Source organism: Candidatus Frackibacter sp. WG13 (assembly GCF_900114655.1).
Lineage (GTDB): Bacteria > Bacillota > Halanaerobiia > Halobacteroidales > Acetohalobiaceae > Frackibacter.
The window spans coordinates 1-15,439 of record NZ_FOTT01000035.1; the positions used below are offsets into that span (position 1 = coordinate 1).

General features: G+C 32.8%; 14 protein-coding genes and 1 riboswitch. Of the genes, 1 reads left to right on the forward strand and 13 read right to left on the reverse strand.

The genetic code is table 11. The features are described 5' to 3' along the window. The 12 genes from BM077_RS13060 to BM077_RS13115 all read right to left on the reverse strand — a co-directional run. Nucleotides 1-842 (reverse strand): formate--tetrahydrofolate ligase (locus tag BM077_RS13060; RefSeq protein ID WP_143018626.1); only part of this gene is annotated, 842 nt, incomplete at its 3' end. A gap of 588 nt (nt 843-1,430) precedes the next feature. Continuing rightward, nucleotides 1,431-3,470: a SpoIIE family protein phosphatase gene (locus BM077_RS13065; RefSeq protein ID WP_090095304.1), complete on the reverse strand. Its 2,040-nt coding sequence runs from the start codon at nt 3,468-3,470 to the stop codon at nt 1,431-1,433. A gap of 61 nt (nt 3,471-3,531) precedes the next feature. Continuing rightward, nucleotides 3,532-3,954, reverse strand: coding sequence for an ATP-binding protein (locus BM077_RS13070; RefSeq protein ID WP_089751101.1), 423 nt, complete (start codon nt 3,952-3,954; stop codon nt 3,532-3,534). 149 nt (nt 3,955-4,103) lie between these two features. Then, complete coding sequence (locus BM077_RS13075; protein WP_255361654.1) at nt 4,104-5,765, reverse strand: methyl-accepting chemotaxis protein; 1,662 nt, start codon at nt 5,763-5,765, stop codon at nt 4,104-4,106. Nucleotides 5,766-5,808: 43 nt separating this feature from the next. Continuing rightward, nucleotides 5,809-6,309 (reverse strand): chemotaxis protein CheD, encoded by a 501-nt coding sequence (locus tag BM077_RS13080; RefSeq protein ID WP_089751099.1) that lies wholly within the window; start codon nt 6,307-6,309, stop codon nt 5,809-5,811. Nucleotides 6,310-6,311: 2 nt separating this feature from the next. Then, nucleotides 6,312-7,157: a CheR family methyltransferase gene (locus BM077_RS13085; RefSeq protein WP_089751097.1), complete on the reverse strand. Its 846-nt coding sequence runs from the start codon at nt 7,155-7,157 to the stop codon at nt 6,312-6,314. Nucleotides 7,158-7,178: 21 nt separating this feature from the next. Next, a complete protein-coding gene (locus BM077_RS13090; protein ID WP_089751095.1) occupies nt 7,179-7,757 on the reverse strand; it encodes a chemotaxis protein CheW in 579 nt (192 codons plus the stop codon). 208 nt (nt 7,758-7,965) lie between these two features. After that, nucleotides 7,966-10,056, reverse strand: a complete 2,091-nt coding sequence (locus tag BM077_RS13095) for a chemotaxis protein CheA (protein WP_089751093.1) — start codon at nt 10,054-10,056, stop codon at nt 7,966-7,968. 14 nt (nt 10,057-10,070) lie between these two features. Then, nucleotides 10,071-10,451 carry a response regulator gene (locus tag BM077_RS13100; protein ID WP_089751091.1) on the reverse strand — a complete coding sequence of 127 codons (381 nt, stop codon included), beginning with the start codon at nt 10,449-10,451 and terminating at the stop codon, nt 10,071-10,073. Beyond that, nucleotides 10,444-10,743: an STAS domain-containing protein gene (locus BM077_RS13105; RefSeq protein ID WP_089751090.1), complete on the reverse strand. Its 300-nt coding sequence runs from the start codon at nt 10,741-10,743 to the stop codon at nt 10,444-10,446. The genes BM077_RS13100 and BM077_RS13105 overlap by 8 nt, the downstream gene beginning before the upstream one ends. A gap of 1 nt (nt 10,744) precedes the next feature. Beyond that, a complete protein-coding gene (locus BM077_RS13110; RefSeq protein WP_218124703.1) occupies nt 10,745-11,053 on the reverse strand; it encodes an STAS domain-containing protein in 309 nt (102 codons plus the stop codon). Between the two features lie 19 nt (nt 11,054-11,072). After that, nucleotides 11,073-12,950 carry a methyl-accepting chemotaxis protein gene (locus BM077_RS13115; protein WP_089751089.1) on the reverse strand — a complete coding sequence of 626 codons (1,878 nt, stop codon included), beginning with the start codon at nt 12,948-12,950 and terminating at the stop codon, nt 11,073-11,075. A 97-nt stretch (nt 12,951-13,047) separates the two neighbouring features. Next, nucleotides 13,048-13,138, reverse strand: a riboswitch (cyclic di-GMP riboswitch). A gap of 529 nt (nt 13,139-13,667) precedes the next feature. Between BM077_RS13115 and hcp the strand changes: the two genes are divergently transcribed. Beyond that, nucleotides 13,668-14,954, forward strand: a complete 1,287-nt coding sequence (gene hcp / locus BM077_RS13120) for a hydroxylamine reductase (RefSeq protein ID WP_089751087.1) — start codon at nt 13,668-13,670, stop codon at nt 14,952-14,954. Nucleotides 14,955-15,200: 246 nt separating this feature from the next. Here hcp and BM077_RS13125 read toward each other — a convergent pair. Further along, nucleotides 15,201-15,439: transposase (locus BM077_RS13125; RefSeq protein ID WP_177188350.1), on the reverse strand; the 239-nt coding region annotated here is incomplete at its 5' end.

Here is a 15,439-nt window from a genome sequence, read left to right on the forward strand (position 1 = left end):
TTACAACCGTGTGCGATATTAGCAAATGGACCACCATGGATAAATGCTGGTGTATTCTCTAAAGTCTGTACTAAGTTAGGCTTAATTGCATCCTTAAGTAATGCAGCCATAGCTCCGTGTACATTTAACTGCTTAGCCTGTACAGGCTCATCATCAAATGTATAACCGATAACGATATTACCTAACCTTTCTTTTAAGTCTTCAATTCCTTCAGAAAGACAAAGAATAGCCATTACCTCAGAAGCAACTGTAATCATGAAGCCATCTTCTCTAACCTGACCGTTAGGGCCACCTACACCAACTAATACTTCTCTTAATGCTCTATCGTTCATGTCAACAACACGCTCGAATACTACCTCTTTCGGGTCTAAACCTAAGTCGTTACCCTGCTTAATGTGATTATCGATTGCTGCTGAAAGCATGTTATGAGCAACACCAATAGCGTGAATATCACCTGTAAAGTGTAAGTTAATATCTTCCATTGGAACTACCTGTGAATAACCTCCACCTGCAGCACCACCTTTAACTCCCATACATGGTCCTAAAGACGGTTCTCTTAGAGCTACTGTAGTCTTATGTCCTAACTGATTTAAAGCCTGTGTTAAACCAACACTAGTAGTTGTCTTACCTTCACCAGCAGGAGTAGGAGTAATAGCAGTAGTTAAGATTAACTTACTGTCCTCATTGTCCATTCTCTCCTTATAAGCTTCATACTTAACTTTAGCTTTGTTATCTCCATATAGTTCGATTTCATCCTTGCTTAATCCTAGAATTTCAGCTATCTCCGTAATGTGCTTTAATTCTGCCTCCTGAGCTATTTCAATATCTGACTTTACTGCCATTTAATAATCATCCACCTTTCGTTTTATTATAATTTAATCTTTAACTTAGTTAAATTTTAGTAAATAAATATACTAATAAAACTTTTTAAAACTCTAAATTTTCAGAATATTATGTGTTAAAAATATCTGTCAGCCCCATCTGTAACCTTCCCTATGAACAACTCGCCTATTTCAAACTACTCCACCTATCTCCCCCTTTCATTCTGGCATAAAAACTGCCTTAACCTAAACCTTAATATTAAAATCTTTCATATCATACTTGCCTTAATTTAGGTATTAGTAGTAATATATTACATCAAAAGTTTAAAAACTCCTTCTTTTTTAGGAAAAAAATATTAAATTCGCAACATAATACCATAATAGTCCGGTATTACAAAGGATGAACTATTTAAAATAGAAAGTATGATTATTCTCATGAAATATTTTTTAGTTGTTCACATTTTATTAATAATTTCATCACATTTACGTCAAAAAGGTGATATATACTATAGATGTAAGATAAGAAATGGTTAATAAACCTTACCCCTTATTTTCCCTTTTTCAAGTATCCCCTTTTAAAAGCCACCTGTCAATTGACAGGTGGCTTTTTTATTCTTTTCTTAACAATAAATAAGTTATATCATCAGTATAATCATTATTTCGCACAAAACTTTCAAAATCATATTTAATCTTTTCCATTATATGACTAGTATCTAATTCACAACATGATTTAATACTTTCAATCAGTCTTTCTTCTCCATACATTTCTCCTTTATTATCTGTCTCTTCTACTAATCCATCAGTATATAGAAAAAGAGAATCTCCAGGCTTTAATCTCAATTTCTTCTCTACAGGCTCAAAGTCCTGTATATAACTATTTATAACTGGACCAGAACAGACTAGCTCTTCAGTATCCTCTTGGTTAAACTTAATCGGGAAATTTACAAATCCTGTAGCTGAGTAAGTCAACTCTCCTGTCTTATAATTTAAAAGTCCATAAAAGATTGCTATGAACTTATCAGCCGGAAAGTTCTCTTGCTGATACTTTCGCTCTAAATCTTTAATAACTTCTTTTGGACTTCTAATTCTATTCTCGCCATTCAATCCTTCTTTAGGTACAATATTACTCTTAATAAAGATCGTCATTAAGGCTGCATCAATACCATGCCCCGAAACATCAGCTAGATAAAACCCTAAATACTCTTCATCAATGACAAAAATATCATAAAAATCACCACCAAGATGTTCAGCAAAACTATGTCTAGCAGCTATATCTAACGCTGGCAATTGCGGTAACCTCTGAGGAAATAACGCTTCTTGAATCATTCGTGCCTTACTTATATTATTTAATAGTCTCTGATGTTTGTCCTCTAACTTTAACTGTAATCTCTTTGTATTAAAGAGATTAGTAATATCTATAATAAATGATGATAATAATTCTGATTCAAGTTCAAACCAATTGTTACCATCATGAATAATCATCTGTAAAATTCCTAATAATTCTGCATTATGTATTAATGGAATTCCAATAACTTCATAAAATGGACTATCATAGGCTTCGTCACATCTGGTGCATTCTTCACAATATGATTGTAAATTCTTAAATATAATCTTCTGCTCTATATCACATTCTTTAGCTATATTATATAAGCAATTATTTTCCTTTAATTTAATCCCAGAAACAACTTCGTTCTCAATCCCAGATTCTCCTACTAAAGCCAAATCACCATTATAATCTCTAAAATATATTGTTACTCCTCTTACTTCTAATAATTCTTTAAGCTTGATAGTAAACCTCTCCGCAACTCTCTCTAAGCTATAACTTAAATTAGTTATCTTAGATAAGAAAGAATAAGCCTGTTGTAATCTCTTTTCCAATACCTCCTCTGTTATATCTCTAAATACAAGCAAGTATTCTTCTGCCTTATTTAACTCTTCAATAGAAATTAAAGACCCTTTTAGAAATTTAATATGACCATCATCATAATTTACTTTACACCTGAAACTTCTATCCTCTAAACTTTCTATAAACTCTTTAATTTTATCTCCTTTGGCAAATATTAATTCTTCTTGCATAGGGTCATCATTATTACTTAAATCAAAAAAAGACAATGAATACTCTAAACAATCACTCCCAATCATATCTCCAATCGGAATATTTAATAATTTACTTGCCTGTTGATTAGCAAATATAACTTTTCCTTCATTATCAATAATCAAAATCCCATCATAAACCCTTTCAACTAATGTCCTATACCTTGTCTCAGAAATCCTAATTCTTTTTTGCATCTTACTCATTTCTAGTCTTGTTTCAATTCTAGCTAATAATTCTTCTTTTAAAAAAGGTTTCCTTAAGTAATCATCGCTACCTAATGAAAAAGCCTTTTCAACCTCATCACGGGTAGTTAAAACAATAATCGGTGTCCCACTCAAAACCTTACCAGATTTAAGACGACGACAGAGTTCTAGCCCATCTATATCAGGTAAAGTTAGATCTAACAATATCAAATCTGGATTATAAGTCAAAGCAGCATTAAGCCCTTCTTCTCCTGTTTGACAAATAATAAGTTCGTAATCCTGCAAACAGTTCTCTAGATATTTAATATGAGTTCTACTATCCTCTATAATTAAAATTTTATCTTTATTCATAATTGCAATCCTCCATCTATTCAATCGCTATGTACTGCATGGCTACTATTATCTATTGTAATTAATTCTGTCTAGATTTAACTAAACATACTTTATTTCCTTGCTCATTATATTCAACTTTATTATAAATCTTCCTAGCTATAATGATTCCACGTCCTCGCTCATTAGAATCATTATAATCTAATTCTTTCACTAGCTTATCATACCAATCAAAACCTACCCCTTGGTCTTCAATAATTATCTTAATAGATTGCTTAGTTATAATAACTTTTACTTTAATACTTTTATCAGGATCTAAATCATTCCCATGTTCAACCGCATTGGCTAGGATTTCATGAAATCCAATCTTCAACTCTATAATATTGTCAATATAAGGCCTTAAAAATACTTCTATTTCTTCCTCAGTTTTATAAACTTCATAAAATGTATTGGATATTTCTTTATTTAAACTATCAACTATTATCTCATCTTCAACTTCCTGCATTGATCAATCACCCCCACTTTACCCCAAACTAAATTAAATACTAATATACATTAATTATTGGGGTATTACACCCTCTTTAGTTACTAATATAGTACAACTAGAAATAATTGGGCTGTTAGCAATATTGCCAACAGCCCCATCACTACCTTCTAAAACTTCTCAAAATCATCTTCATCAAATTCCACGTCTTCTTCATTGCCTAATAACATGTTCTTTTCTTTGCTTTGCTGGCTTCCTTGTTGTTGAGTAGAGTTTGGTTGACTAAAACTTACTATATCATTATTTATTTTAAATTGCTTAACCCTATTTAACATATCTTGTGCTTCATCACTTAATGATTCACTAGCACTAGCTATCTCTTCTACCATAGAAGCGTTCTGTTGTGTTACCTGGTCCATCTCACCTACTGCTCCTTGAATTTGCCCAGCTGATGTTGACTGCTCTTGCATGGCAGAAGCAATTTCCATTATTGCTTGAGTCGTTTGCTCACTATTATCTACAATTTTATTTAATGACTGGCCTGTCTTTTCAACTAATTCGTTACCTTCTTCTATTTGATCAATAATTTGAGTAATTAAGTCTTCTATTTCTTCTGCTGATTCTGCCGTTCTACTGGCTAAATTTCTTACTTCTGCTGCCACTACGGCAAAACCTTTCCCATGCTCTCCAGCTCTAGCAGCCTCCACTGCAGCATTAAGTGCTAATAAATTAGTTTGGAACGCAATATCATTAACAACAGTAATAATATCTGATATTTCTTTGCTACTAGCTGTAATTTCAGACATGGATTCCATTGTCTCTTCAACTATCTCAGAACCATCTTCGACAACTTCCATAGTTTGTTCTCCTAATTCTTCGGCATTTTCAGAGTTAGCAGCTACTTCTTCTACTGCAGCTGTCATCTGCTGAATAGTTGCTGAGACTTCTTCTAATGAAGACGCTTGCTCTTGTGTTCTTTGTGATAAGTCTTGATTTCCTTCAGCTATTTCATTAGATACATTCTCAACAGTTGCTGCAGAATCTTGGACTTTTCCAATAGTAGAACTTAACTTATCAATAGTTTTATTAAGATCTTTAGCCATTCTTCCTAATTCATCCTTAACCTTTACTTTAGCCTTTTCAGTAAGATCTCCATCAGCCATATTTTTAATTACATTCTGCACTTCATTTACTGCATTTGTGATACCTCTAGTTATTAATAAGGCAGTTATTATCCCAATCACAAGGGCTACTAAAGTAATTACTATGTTTTTCTTTGCATCAGCATTCATCTTCTGCTCTACAGATTGCAACTCCATTTCCATTTCTTTCTCGCTATTATTAACTAATTTATTTACACTCTTACTTAATTTATCTGTTTCTTTGTCAACAGTAGTCATTAAGTGATTTCCCGCTTGAGTCCCCTGGTTAATGTAAGCCAGTGCCATCTTGGAACCGGTTTCTTTAAATTCCACAAATTCTTCCTCAATTCTATTTAACTCTTCTTTTAATTCCGGATGTAATTTTTTTAATTCATTTATATTTGTTTTAACCTTTTTAGCGTATTGTTCTGCTTTTTGGATCCCTGATTTCTCTTTGGTAGCACTTGCATCTGTCAACCACTGCTGAACTTGAGTTATATTAAATTTAATTTCATTTGCTAAAATGACCCCTTGATATGCTTTTTCTGACTCAATTAATTTCTTATCATTCTGTTTCATCGAGTTATAATTCATAAAGGTCATAATAATCATTAAAACTAAAAGTAAGCCAAAACCTAAAAATAACTTTACTCCTATACTTTTTATCTTCAACTTCTCAATTAACCTCACTAATATCATCTCCTTCACATAAAATAATTTTAATCAACCTAATCTAAACTAATCCTCTATATGTAGACTTAAGTTTACGAGAATAGACCCCCTCCTTTGGGATGAAGTAAATCTGTCGCCCACATTCTCCTCCTACATCTTGTGCAGTCACAGGAATCCCCTGCTCTGCTAAATATCTTTGAGCAAATTTAATATTAGCTTGTGGCACATTATTATAACTTGACCTAGTAACCTTCCCGCCACCAAAAAGCTTAGCTTTTAAATACTTTAACTTAGCTCCTTGCTTCAACATCTCTGTTAGTAAAAGCCGCATAGCATCTACACCATACTTTCCAGCCTTATCTCCTGCTTTTCTCTTGGTTTCAGTCGGCAACATAAAATGATTCATTCCATATATCGAATTAACCTCATCTAGCAAACAGACAGCTACACAAGAGCCTAATAAAGTTGTAATCACTGCTTCACGATTAGTAGTTACATAAAATTCACCAGCATAGATATTATTAACTTCCTTTCGTCTATTAAAATCTAGTCTTCGCTTCATAGTCAACAGTCCTTAATTATTTTTTGATAAGTTGTCTGGCGAATTAATCTCCATTTTCGACCTAACTTGCCTGCTGTATTAATCGATTCAGAATGACCTAAAAAGAGATAACCACCTCTTTTTAAATGGCGATGAAACCTATCTAAAATGCTATTCCTAGTCTCTTTTTTAAAGTAAATAAAGACATTACGACAGAAGATAAAATCTAGTCTCGACTTTATTGGATAACTCTCATTTTGATTCAAGTTCAACTTCTTAAATATAATTAAATTTCTTAATTCATTCTTAACTTTAAATAATCCTTCATTCTGACCTTGTCCTAATTTAAAGTATTTAGTCAATAATTTATAAGGAATAGGTTGGATTTGGCGTTGATGATAAATGCCTCGTTTAGCTAGCTCTAAAACTTCTGTATTAATATCTGTAGCTAAAATTTTAATATCCCATTCGTCTAAATTAAAGAATTCTTTTAAACTAATAGCTAGACTATATACCTCTTCTCCACTAGAACATCCTGCACTCCAAATGCGAACCTTCTTTTTAGATTTATCCGCTTTAATCTGCGGAAAGACTTCTTCCTGTAAAAAATCAAAATGATACTTCTCTCTAAAAAACTTAGTCACATTTGTAGTTAACATATTATAAAGGTGAATTAATTCACTATCATTACCATTTAAAAATTCATAGTACTCATCAAAGCTATCTAATCCTAACTTTCTAATTCTCTTAGCTAAACGAGAATGAACCATTGCTTTCTTCTTTTTAGTTAGATTTAAGCCAATCTTTTGCTGTACTAACTGACTAATCTGATCAAATGCTTCATCACTAATCTGCTTTCTAAAGTCCATAATATCTCATCTCGCTTCACTTTAAGCCTTAACAGAATCTTCTTGTGTGTCTACCTCTGTCTCATCCTCTTCATCCACCTTTTGTTGCTCTAAATGATTTAAACCCTTATATTCTTCAAAGGATAATAACTTTTCTAATTCTAATAACATAATCAAACGATCATCTAACTTAGCCATTCCTCTTATAAACTCCGTCTTAATATCAGAGCTAAACTCCAACGTATCCTGAATGTCTTCCTTAGAAAAACTTAGGATATCAGAAACATGATCTACTATAATCCCTATCGTCTTATCCTTAACCTCTAAGATAACAATCACTGTAAAATCATCATACTCCCTCAACTCAAGATCAAACTTCTTTCTTAAGTCAATAACCGGGATAACTTCTCCTCTAAAGTTAATTACACCTTTAACCACCTCCGGTGCATTAGGAACCTTAGTCGGTTTCTGATAACGAATAATCTCCTGTACCTTCAAAACATCAACACCATATTCCTCATCCTCAACTCCAAAAGTAACAAATTGATTTTCCGCAGAAATATTAGTCAACTGCTGATTAAGAATATTCATGGTATTATCCTGCTGCTCTTCAGCCTTCATATAATCACCCCACTTATTTAAAATTTAATTCGGAAGCTCTTTTCTGGGCTTCACTGTCTCGCCCAGCCTATGACAAACTCTGCTTCTAATTCGGAAGCTCTTTTCTGGGCTTCACTGTCTCGCCCAGCCTATGACAAACTCTGCTTCTAATTCGGAAGCTCTTTTCTGGGCTTCACTGTCAACTGTCAACTATCAACTGTCAACTGTATTACGCCAGTGCCATTCGTATAATTGTTGCTACATCTAAAATCATAGCTACACTACCATCACCTAAGATAGTAGCACCTGCCATACCTTTTACATATGTATAATTATCTTCTAAACTCTTAACTACTACCTGTTGTTGTCCTAAGATTTCATCTACTAACAAACAAGTCTTCTTACCTTCCTCTTGTACAATAACTAAAATTCCTTCTTTAGGATCAGTCTTTTTAGCTTCTATCTCAAATAACTTATGTAATCGAGTAAGAGATATATATTCGTTTCTAACCTTAATCGCTTCACCCTTACCTTTAACTGTCTTTATATGTTGCTCTATCGGTTGGATGAACTCTATAATCGAATTTAAAGGAATAATAAAGTAATCTTCGCCTACTTTAACTGACATTCCATCGATGATAGCTAAAGTTAATGGGATTTTTAGTTTAAAAGTAGTACCCTCATCAACTTCACTACTAATATTAACTGAACCTCTTAACTTTTCAATATTACTCTTCACTACATCCATTCCTACTCCTCGACCAGATGTTTCGGTCACTTCTTGAGCAGTAGAAAATCCAGGTTCACAGATCAATTGATAGATTTCTTCGTCTTTTAATTCCTGTTCAGGCTCAATCACACCTCGCTCTAATGCTTTACTTAGAATTTGATCTTTATTCAATCCTTGACCATCATCAGTTACTTCGATCACAATATTACCTTCTTGATGATAAGCATTTAGAGTAATAGTTCCTTGTCTAGGCTTACCTTTCTCTTCTCTTTCTTCAGGCAATTCAATACCATGGTCTATAGAATTTCTAATCATATGCTTTAGTGGATCGCCAATCTTTTCAATTATTGTTTTATCTAACTCTGTCTCTTTTCCTTTAATCTCTAACTTAACTTCTTTTCCTTGCTCTTGAGAAAGATCTCTTACTAAACGCCTAAACCGCAAAAATGTATTCCCAATAGGCACCATTCGCGCCTTCATAATTTCTTCTTGCAAGTTACGAATCCTTTTATCTACCCCATCTAAAGCAGTTACTAATTCTACCTCTGATTCAGCATCTTTATTAAGTGCTAAGTCTCTAACTTTTGCTTGAGAAATAATCAATTCAGCCATGGAGTTCATCAAAGATTCTAATTTATGAGTGTCTACTTTAATAGTATTTTTTGTTTTAACTTTCCTACTCTTTTGCTGTTCTTTAACTACTTTTTCTACTTGCTTTTGACTAACTTTTCCTTCAGCAGTCAGAATTTCACCTAACTTGCGCTGTTGGGCTAGAGCCTCTTGAATATCCTTTTCTTCTACAATCCCTTTCTCTATTAATATTTCTCCTGTTTTCTTATCGGCTAGACTTAAGTCTAAATCATCTTGATAATTCTCAGTGATATCATCTATCTCTACCTTATTATCCAGCTCTATAAAGATAAATACATCTTCAATCTGCTCTAGTGGCTCATCTGTTTTAAGTAATAGAGTAAAACTTAAATAACATTCTTCAGGATCAATATCATAGATTTCTGGAACCTTTGTTAAGTTAATATTTCTGTCTAAGATCTCTCCCAGTTCATCTAACTCCCTAATTAATAATAAAAAATCAGTTCCAGTCTTAAAGAGATTAGGATTAAATTCAAGATGTACTCTATAAACCTTTTCCTCACTACTTCTCACTCCAGAAGATATGTCTGCAGATCCTACTTCTATGTTATCTTTTTCACTTAAAAAGTACTGTAAAGAACTACTCACTTCTTCTACATTGCTAATATCAAAATCGTATTCCGGTTCAACAATGGCTTTTACCATCTTTTCAACTAAATCACGACTCTGTAATAACAGATTAATTATTTCTGAATTAATCTGTAATGAATCATTTCTAACTCGGTCTAATAAATCTTCTGCATGATGTACAAAGTCTGCAATTTGAGTCAAACCGGTTAAACCAGCACTACCTTTTAGAGTATGCATAGCTCTAAAGATCCTATTAATCAATTCCTGATTATTAGGTTCTGCTTCTAACTGCAAAAGATCAATCTCTAACTCTCTTAAAAGTTCTTCAGCTTCTTCAATAAAAACATTAATTAACTCCTCTTCAGACATGTCCTCCCTCCTTTCTATCTAATAAACTTCTTAGCTACTTTAAGCAGCTGTTCTGGTTTGAATGGTTTTACTAACCAACCAGCAGCTCCTGCTTTCTTACCTTTCTCTTTCATACTAGCTTGTGATTCAGTAGTTAAGATTAAAGCTGGAATAAACTTAAACTTACTACTCTTTTTAACCTCTTGGACAAAAGTAATCCCATCCATATTAGGCATATTCACATCAGTAATAATCATCTTTGGTCTTTCACTCATGGAGCTATTCTCTTCTAGTTTAGCTAGCCCATCTTTACCGTCTTTAGCTAAAATAACTTCATACCCTTCCTTCTCTAAAGTGTACTTAACCGATGAACGAATAGTTCTGGAATCATCAACAACTAATATCCGCTTACCCATCTTTCTTTTCCTCCTTAGCAAAATCTAATAATTCATTAATTCCTGCTAATTCTACCGTCTCCCTAAAACTAGGCGTAAGATTTTTAAATTCTACATTGAATTCTTCATTTAAAGCTGTTTTTTCTAAAGATAAAAGTAATTGAACTCCAGCCCCATCAATCATCTCTACTTCCTGACAATCCAATATTAATTCTTGCTTGCTTCCTAAGTTACTCACTACCTCATCTTTGAAAGCATTAACATTATAAATAGTTAACTCCTGGGGGATAGATATTTCTACCACTTGACCCATATTACCCCTCCTTAACTTCTATTACTTCATCCAAATGAATTAACCTAATAATCTTTTTGATATAATCACTCTTAATATTAACCAACGATAACTTGCCATCAACCTCTTTTAACCTTTTTTGACTTAATAATAACTTTCCAATCCCAGAACTATCAATCATCTTAACTTCAGAAAAATCAAGGTTGATTCGTTTAAATCCTTGCTCAATAAATAACAAGATCTTATCTTTTAGCTGTTTCGAATTAGTGATGTCTATCCTTTCATCTTCAATATAAACAGTTACCTCTTCCCCTTCCTCTTTAATCTTCAATGATAATCCCTCCTTATGTTTAGAATAACGTTAACTCTCCACCTTCACTACCTACTTCTATATCCAAATCATCAATTTCATCTTGAGCAGTCTTTCTTTCTAAGTAATTAGTAAACTGGATCACTAGCTCTTGTAATCTCTCATTATGCTCTTCCCAACTTTCAAGCCCTGCCTTCTCTAAATAGCTCTCCTTTAACTCTATTACTTCTAATTTAAATTCCTCTAAAGAATCAATAACACTTTGACCTTCAGTCTGTAAAGTATGACACTCATCTATCTGCTGGTTAACCATTGTCACCTCTGAAACTAAATCATTAATCGATTGCTGTAAAGCTTGGATTGCTTCTTTAATCAACCTTTTAGTTAATAGTAACTTATCTTCCGACTCAGCAATGACTTCATTAGATTGATTAATTGTGTCCCTAGTTTTACTTGATATTGCCATGAATTGCTTGTAATTTTCCTCTAAATGCACCTTCAAATCACTATATAGCCTCTGATTATGATCACTCGAATTGATAAAATCTTTAATAGCTGCTTCTATATCATCAGCAAATGATTGCTTAGCAGTAGGCATTCTCGAAAATTCAATCTTTGCTAAAAGCCTTATCTTATTAAACTGATTAGCTACCCCATTGATTTCAGTAAATTGTTCTTGAATTTTTTTCATATTATCATAAAAGATCATTTTATTATCTAGCACATGAACATATTTATCGTCTAATTCTTCTAAAGCATTAGTCAACTTCGGAATAAAGTTAATTAAATTCTGATAGATTAACTCTAGACTAACCCTTTCTTCCTCTACAGTTCTATTCTCTTCTTCAGGTCTACCAGCTAAAAATGATGTCAACTCCTTGCCATCTTCTTTAATTTCATTCAGATTAAGATCCATCTCTGTAAATTTATCCTGAATTGCAAATAAAGAATCCTGTAGCTGCTGTAAGATATTTGTCATCAATTTTTGCGATAAATTAAAGACTTCAGACATAAAGACTAAGTGATCTAAAATTTCTTTATCTCCCATACCAATTAAATTAAGTCCCTTAACCTCTTGATAGGTATTAGATATAATCTTAATTAGATTTTCTAAGTTCTGCCTAATAATATCTTGATTTTGAGTTAAAACCATAATGTCATAAATAGGAGCTACCGCTTGGTTGATATGATCCATAAAGTCCTTTAACATATCAGAAATAGTCTGTAAAGATGCTAATATTTCATTAAAGACTCCTTTAACCTCCTGCTTATAATCAGTGGCTACTGTCTCCTCTATTTCTGCTAGCCTATGCAAGTCATCTGTAAAATCATCATACCAGTTCTGTAAATTCAACATACTTTCTTCAATGAAATTATACTTTTCTTTAATATCAGCTGAAAGACGATTGATCTCATTTGATATTACTCTAAATCCAGCACCTTTATCTCCCGCTTTAGATGAAACAATAATTGCATTAATTGAAAGATCTTCTAACTCACTTAATACCTCATCTAATTCTTCAATTAAGTTTAAGACTTCAGAAAATTGAGCCTGGTCATCAGTACTATCTATTACAAACCCTTCTAAAACTTCAGAGATTTCATCTCTAGCTGATAACGAATCGTAGACCTGATTAATTCTTTTTTGAAGGTTTCCTAAAACCTCTGCCATCTGAAATCCACCGTTAACTTCTGATTCATTACTTTCAGTCTCTATAAAGTAATTAATTAACAACTCAGTTTCTTCAATTGTTTCATCAATATTCTGTTCAATTTCCGGTAGTCTAGCTGCAACCAGACCATAAAAGTCTTCGGTTTTAGAAATCATAGCTTCTAAAATACTTATATTCTGTTCTAAATTATCACTTAGCTTAGTTACTATCTCTTGTGCTGTACTATCCGATACTATTTTCTCCAACTCATCACCTCCCAATCTAAATCTGTAAATAAATTAAAAAAACCTTATTCCTCCAAAACTATGAGAAATAAGGTTTTTATAACCTAAGCCTATTTCTCATGGCAGTCCAACAGTCATAACATAAATTCTTATATCTTAGACCCGAACTTTGCGTTCCTCTCTTTCGATGAGGGTTGCCTTTTTCATGAAAAATGATAAAATATTCATTTTGTTATTTTATTCACAATTAGCTATACTTTAAAACTACAATTAATTATAAACCTAACAATATAACCAAGGGAACATATCATAAATTATAATATTATGTTTGAATTACTGACATTAACATTATCCCTATCAAAATTATTACTTTCCTTCTATTTTTTAATATTTTTCATTTTTTATTACAAAATAACATAATATTTTAAATTGTTATCTTCATATTTAGTATTTCTCATTTAATTTTAGTATTCCTGCATCATTTTGTTAATTTGTACATTTTTCGCACATAATTGTAAAAAGTATTTTTCCAATCTCAAAGCTTCAATCTTACAAAATATATAATAACGCATATAATAACACATAGCTTAAAATTAATTTTCATAATATTTACTATATTTAATATCAGCGTGAGTTAACTCACAGACAAAAGTAACTATAGTTTTTATAATGGTATCAACATTTGAATATTTTACATAACTTTTAGTCTTTTACCAAAATAAAAAGGAGGAGAAAATTATGTTTTGTTACCAATGTGAACAGACACCATCTAAAGGCTGTACAAAAGTAGGAGTTTGTGGCAAGAATGAGGATATTGCTAGTCTACAGGATACTATCATCTTTGGACTAAAAGGAGTTGCAGCTTATGCTTCCCATGCTAGAGAACTAGGCTATACTGACCCAGAAGTTAGTGAAGTTATAGAAAGAGGCTTATACTCTACTTTAACTAATGTAAACTTTAATTTAGAAGACCATATTAACTTAGCTTTAGAAGTAGGAGACGCAACAGTTAAGGTAATGGACCTATTAGACAAAGCTCATACTGACGAATTAGGTGTCCCTAGTCCAGTTGAAGTAGAACAGAATAAGGTCGAAGGTAACTGTATCTTAGTTACTGGACATAACTTACATGCCTTAAAAGAGTTGTTAGAACAAAGTGAAGGTAAAGGCGTTAATATCTACACTCACTCTGAAATGTTACCTGCTCATGGCTATCCAGAATTGAATAAATATGACCACTTAAAAGGTAATGTAGGTAAGGCATGGCATGACCAGCGTGAGTTATTTGAAGAATTCCCAGGTGCTATCTTAGGAACTACTAACTGTATTATGCCGATTAGAGGAAGTTATGCTGATAGGTTCTATTCTTATGATGTAACAGGTTTAGAAGGAGTACAAGAGATTGAAGATGATGACTTTACTCCTATTATTGAAAAAGCATTAGACTTACCAGCAGCTAATCAAGATTCAGATGAAAAATTGATTACTGGCTTCCATCATGAAACAGTATTAGATATTGCTCCACAGATTATAGAAGCTGTTGAAGAAGGAAAGATTAGTCGCTTCTTTGTAATTGCTGGCTGTGATGCAAAGACTAAAGGTAGAGATTACTATCGAGAGTTAGCTACTTCTTTACCAGAAGATTGTGTGTTATTAACAACTTCCTGTGGTAAATTTAGATTCAATGATGTTGACTATGGAACTGTACCAGGAACAGAGATCCCACGTTATATCGACTTAGGACAATGTAATAACTCCGGTTCAGCAGTAAAGATTGCTGTAGCATTAGCAGAAGCATTCGATTGTGGAGTTAATGACTTACCATTGAGCATCGTCTTATCTTGGTTCGAACAGAAAGCAGTATCTATCTTACTAGGCTTATTCAGCTTAGGAGTAAAAGATATCTATGTCGGTCCTAGCGCTCCAAACTTCTTAAGCGAAAATGTAGTTGGCGTCTTACAAGAAAACTTCAATCTACAATTAACAGGTGACCCACAAGAAGACCTTGAAAAAATGTTAAGCTAATTAAGTAAGTCACCCTTATTATAATAGAATCACCCTATTAATTTACTATTCTCCTAAGCCTCTGTATTAGACAGAGGCTCTTTTTTTAAAACAAAAAGGTGCTATCCCATATGGGATAGCACCTTTTATTTCGAAATTATAATTGATTGTAACACAAAAACACCAAATATTATCTGATTAAACTAAGATTTAAATACTAAAAATCAAGTTTCAACAATATATAATTAAATATCCTGAAGATAGTCCTTATCCAGTAACTATCCCTGGGTTCTTGAATAACTTTTTAACATTACTGGCCAAAACTTTAAAGCCAAAGAATAATTTTGAACGCACTTTACCCCTAACAGGCATTGAGTCGACATTGTAGAACCTTCTGAAGACAGAAGGTAATCCTTCAACTCCAGCCCGTTGGTTGGTGAGTTCAATAAATTCATCAGTTTTCATCCTGTTGCGGTAAATATCTCTTAAGTATCTGTCTTTATCGA

What these genes read in the sequence shown, in the direction of transcription:
- BM077_RS13065 (WP_090095304.1), bottom strand. Translation starts at nt 3,470, where the DNA reads ATGAATAAAGATAAAATTTTAATTATAGAGGATAGTAGAACTCATATT.
- BM077_RS13070 (WP_089751101.1), bottom strand. Translation starts at nt 3,954, where the DNA reads ATGCAGGAAGTTGAAGATGAGATAATAGTTGATAGTTTAAATAAAGAA.
- BM077_RS13080 (WP_089751099.1), bottom strand. Translation starts at nt 6,309, where the DNA reads ATGAAGCGAAGACTAGATTTTAATAGACGAAAGGAAGTTAATAATATC.
- BM077_RS13085 (WP_089751097.1), bottom strand. Translation starts at nt 7,157, where the DNA reads ATGGACTTTAGAAAGCAGATTAGTGATGAAGCATTTGATCAGATTAGT.
- BM077_RS13090 (WP_089751095.1), bottom strand. Translation starts at nt 7,757, where the DNA reads ATGAAGGCTGAAGAGCAGCAGGATAATACCATGAATATTCTTAATCAG.
- BM077_RS13095 (WP_089751093.1), bottom strand. Translation starts at nt 10,056, where the DNA reads ATGTCTGAAGAGGAGTTAATTAATGTTTTTATTGAAGAAGCTGAAGAA.
- BM077_RS13100 (WP_089751091.1), bottom strand. Translation starts at nt 10,451, where the DNA reads ATGGGTAAGCGGATATTAGTTGTTGATGATTCCAGAACTATTCGTTCA.
- BM077_RS13105 (WP_089751090.1), bottom strand. Translation starts at nt 10,743, where the DNA reads ATGGGTCAAGTGGTAGAAATATCTATCCCCCAGGAGTTAACTATTTAT.
- hcp (WP_089751087.1), top strand. Translation starts at nt 13,668, where the DNA reads ATGTTTTGTTACCAATGTGAACAGACACCATCTAAAGGCTGTACAAAA.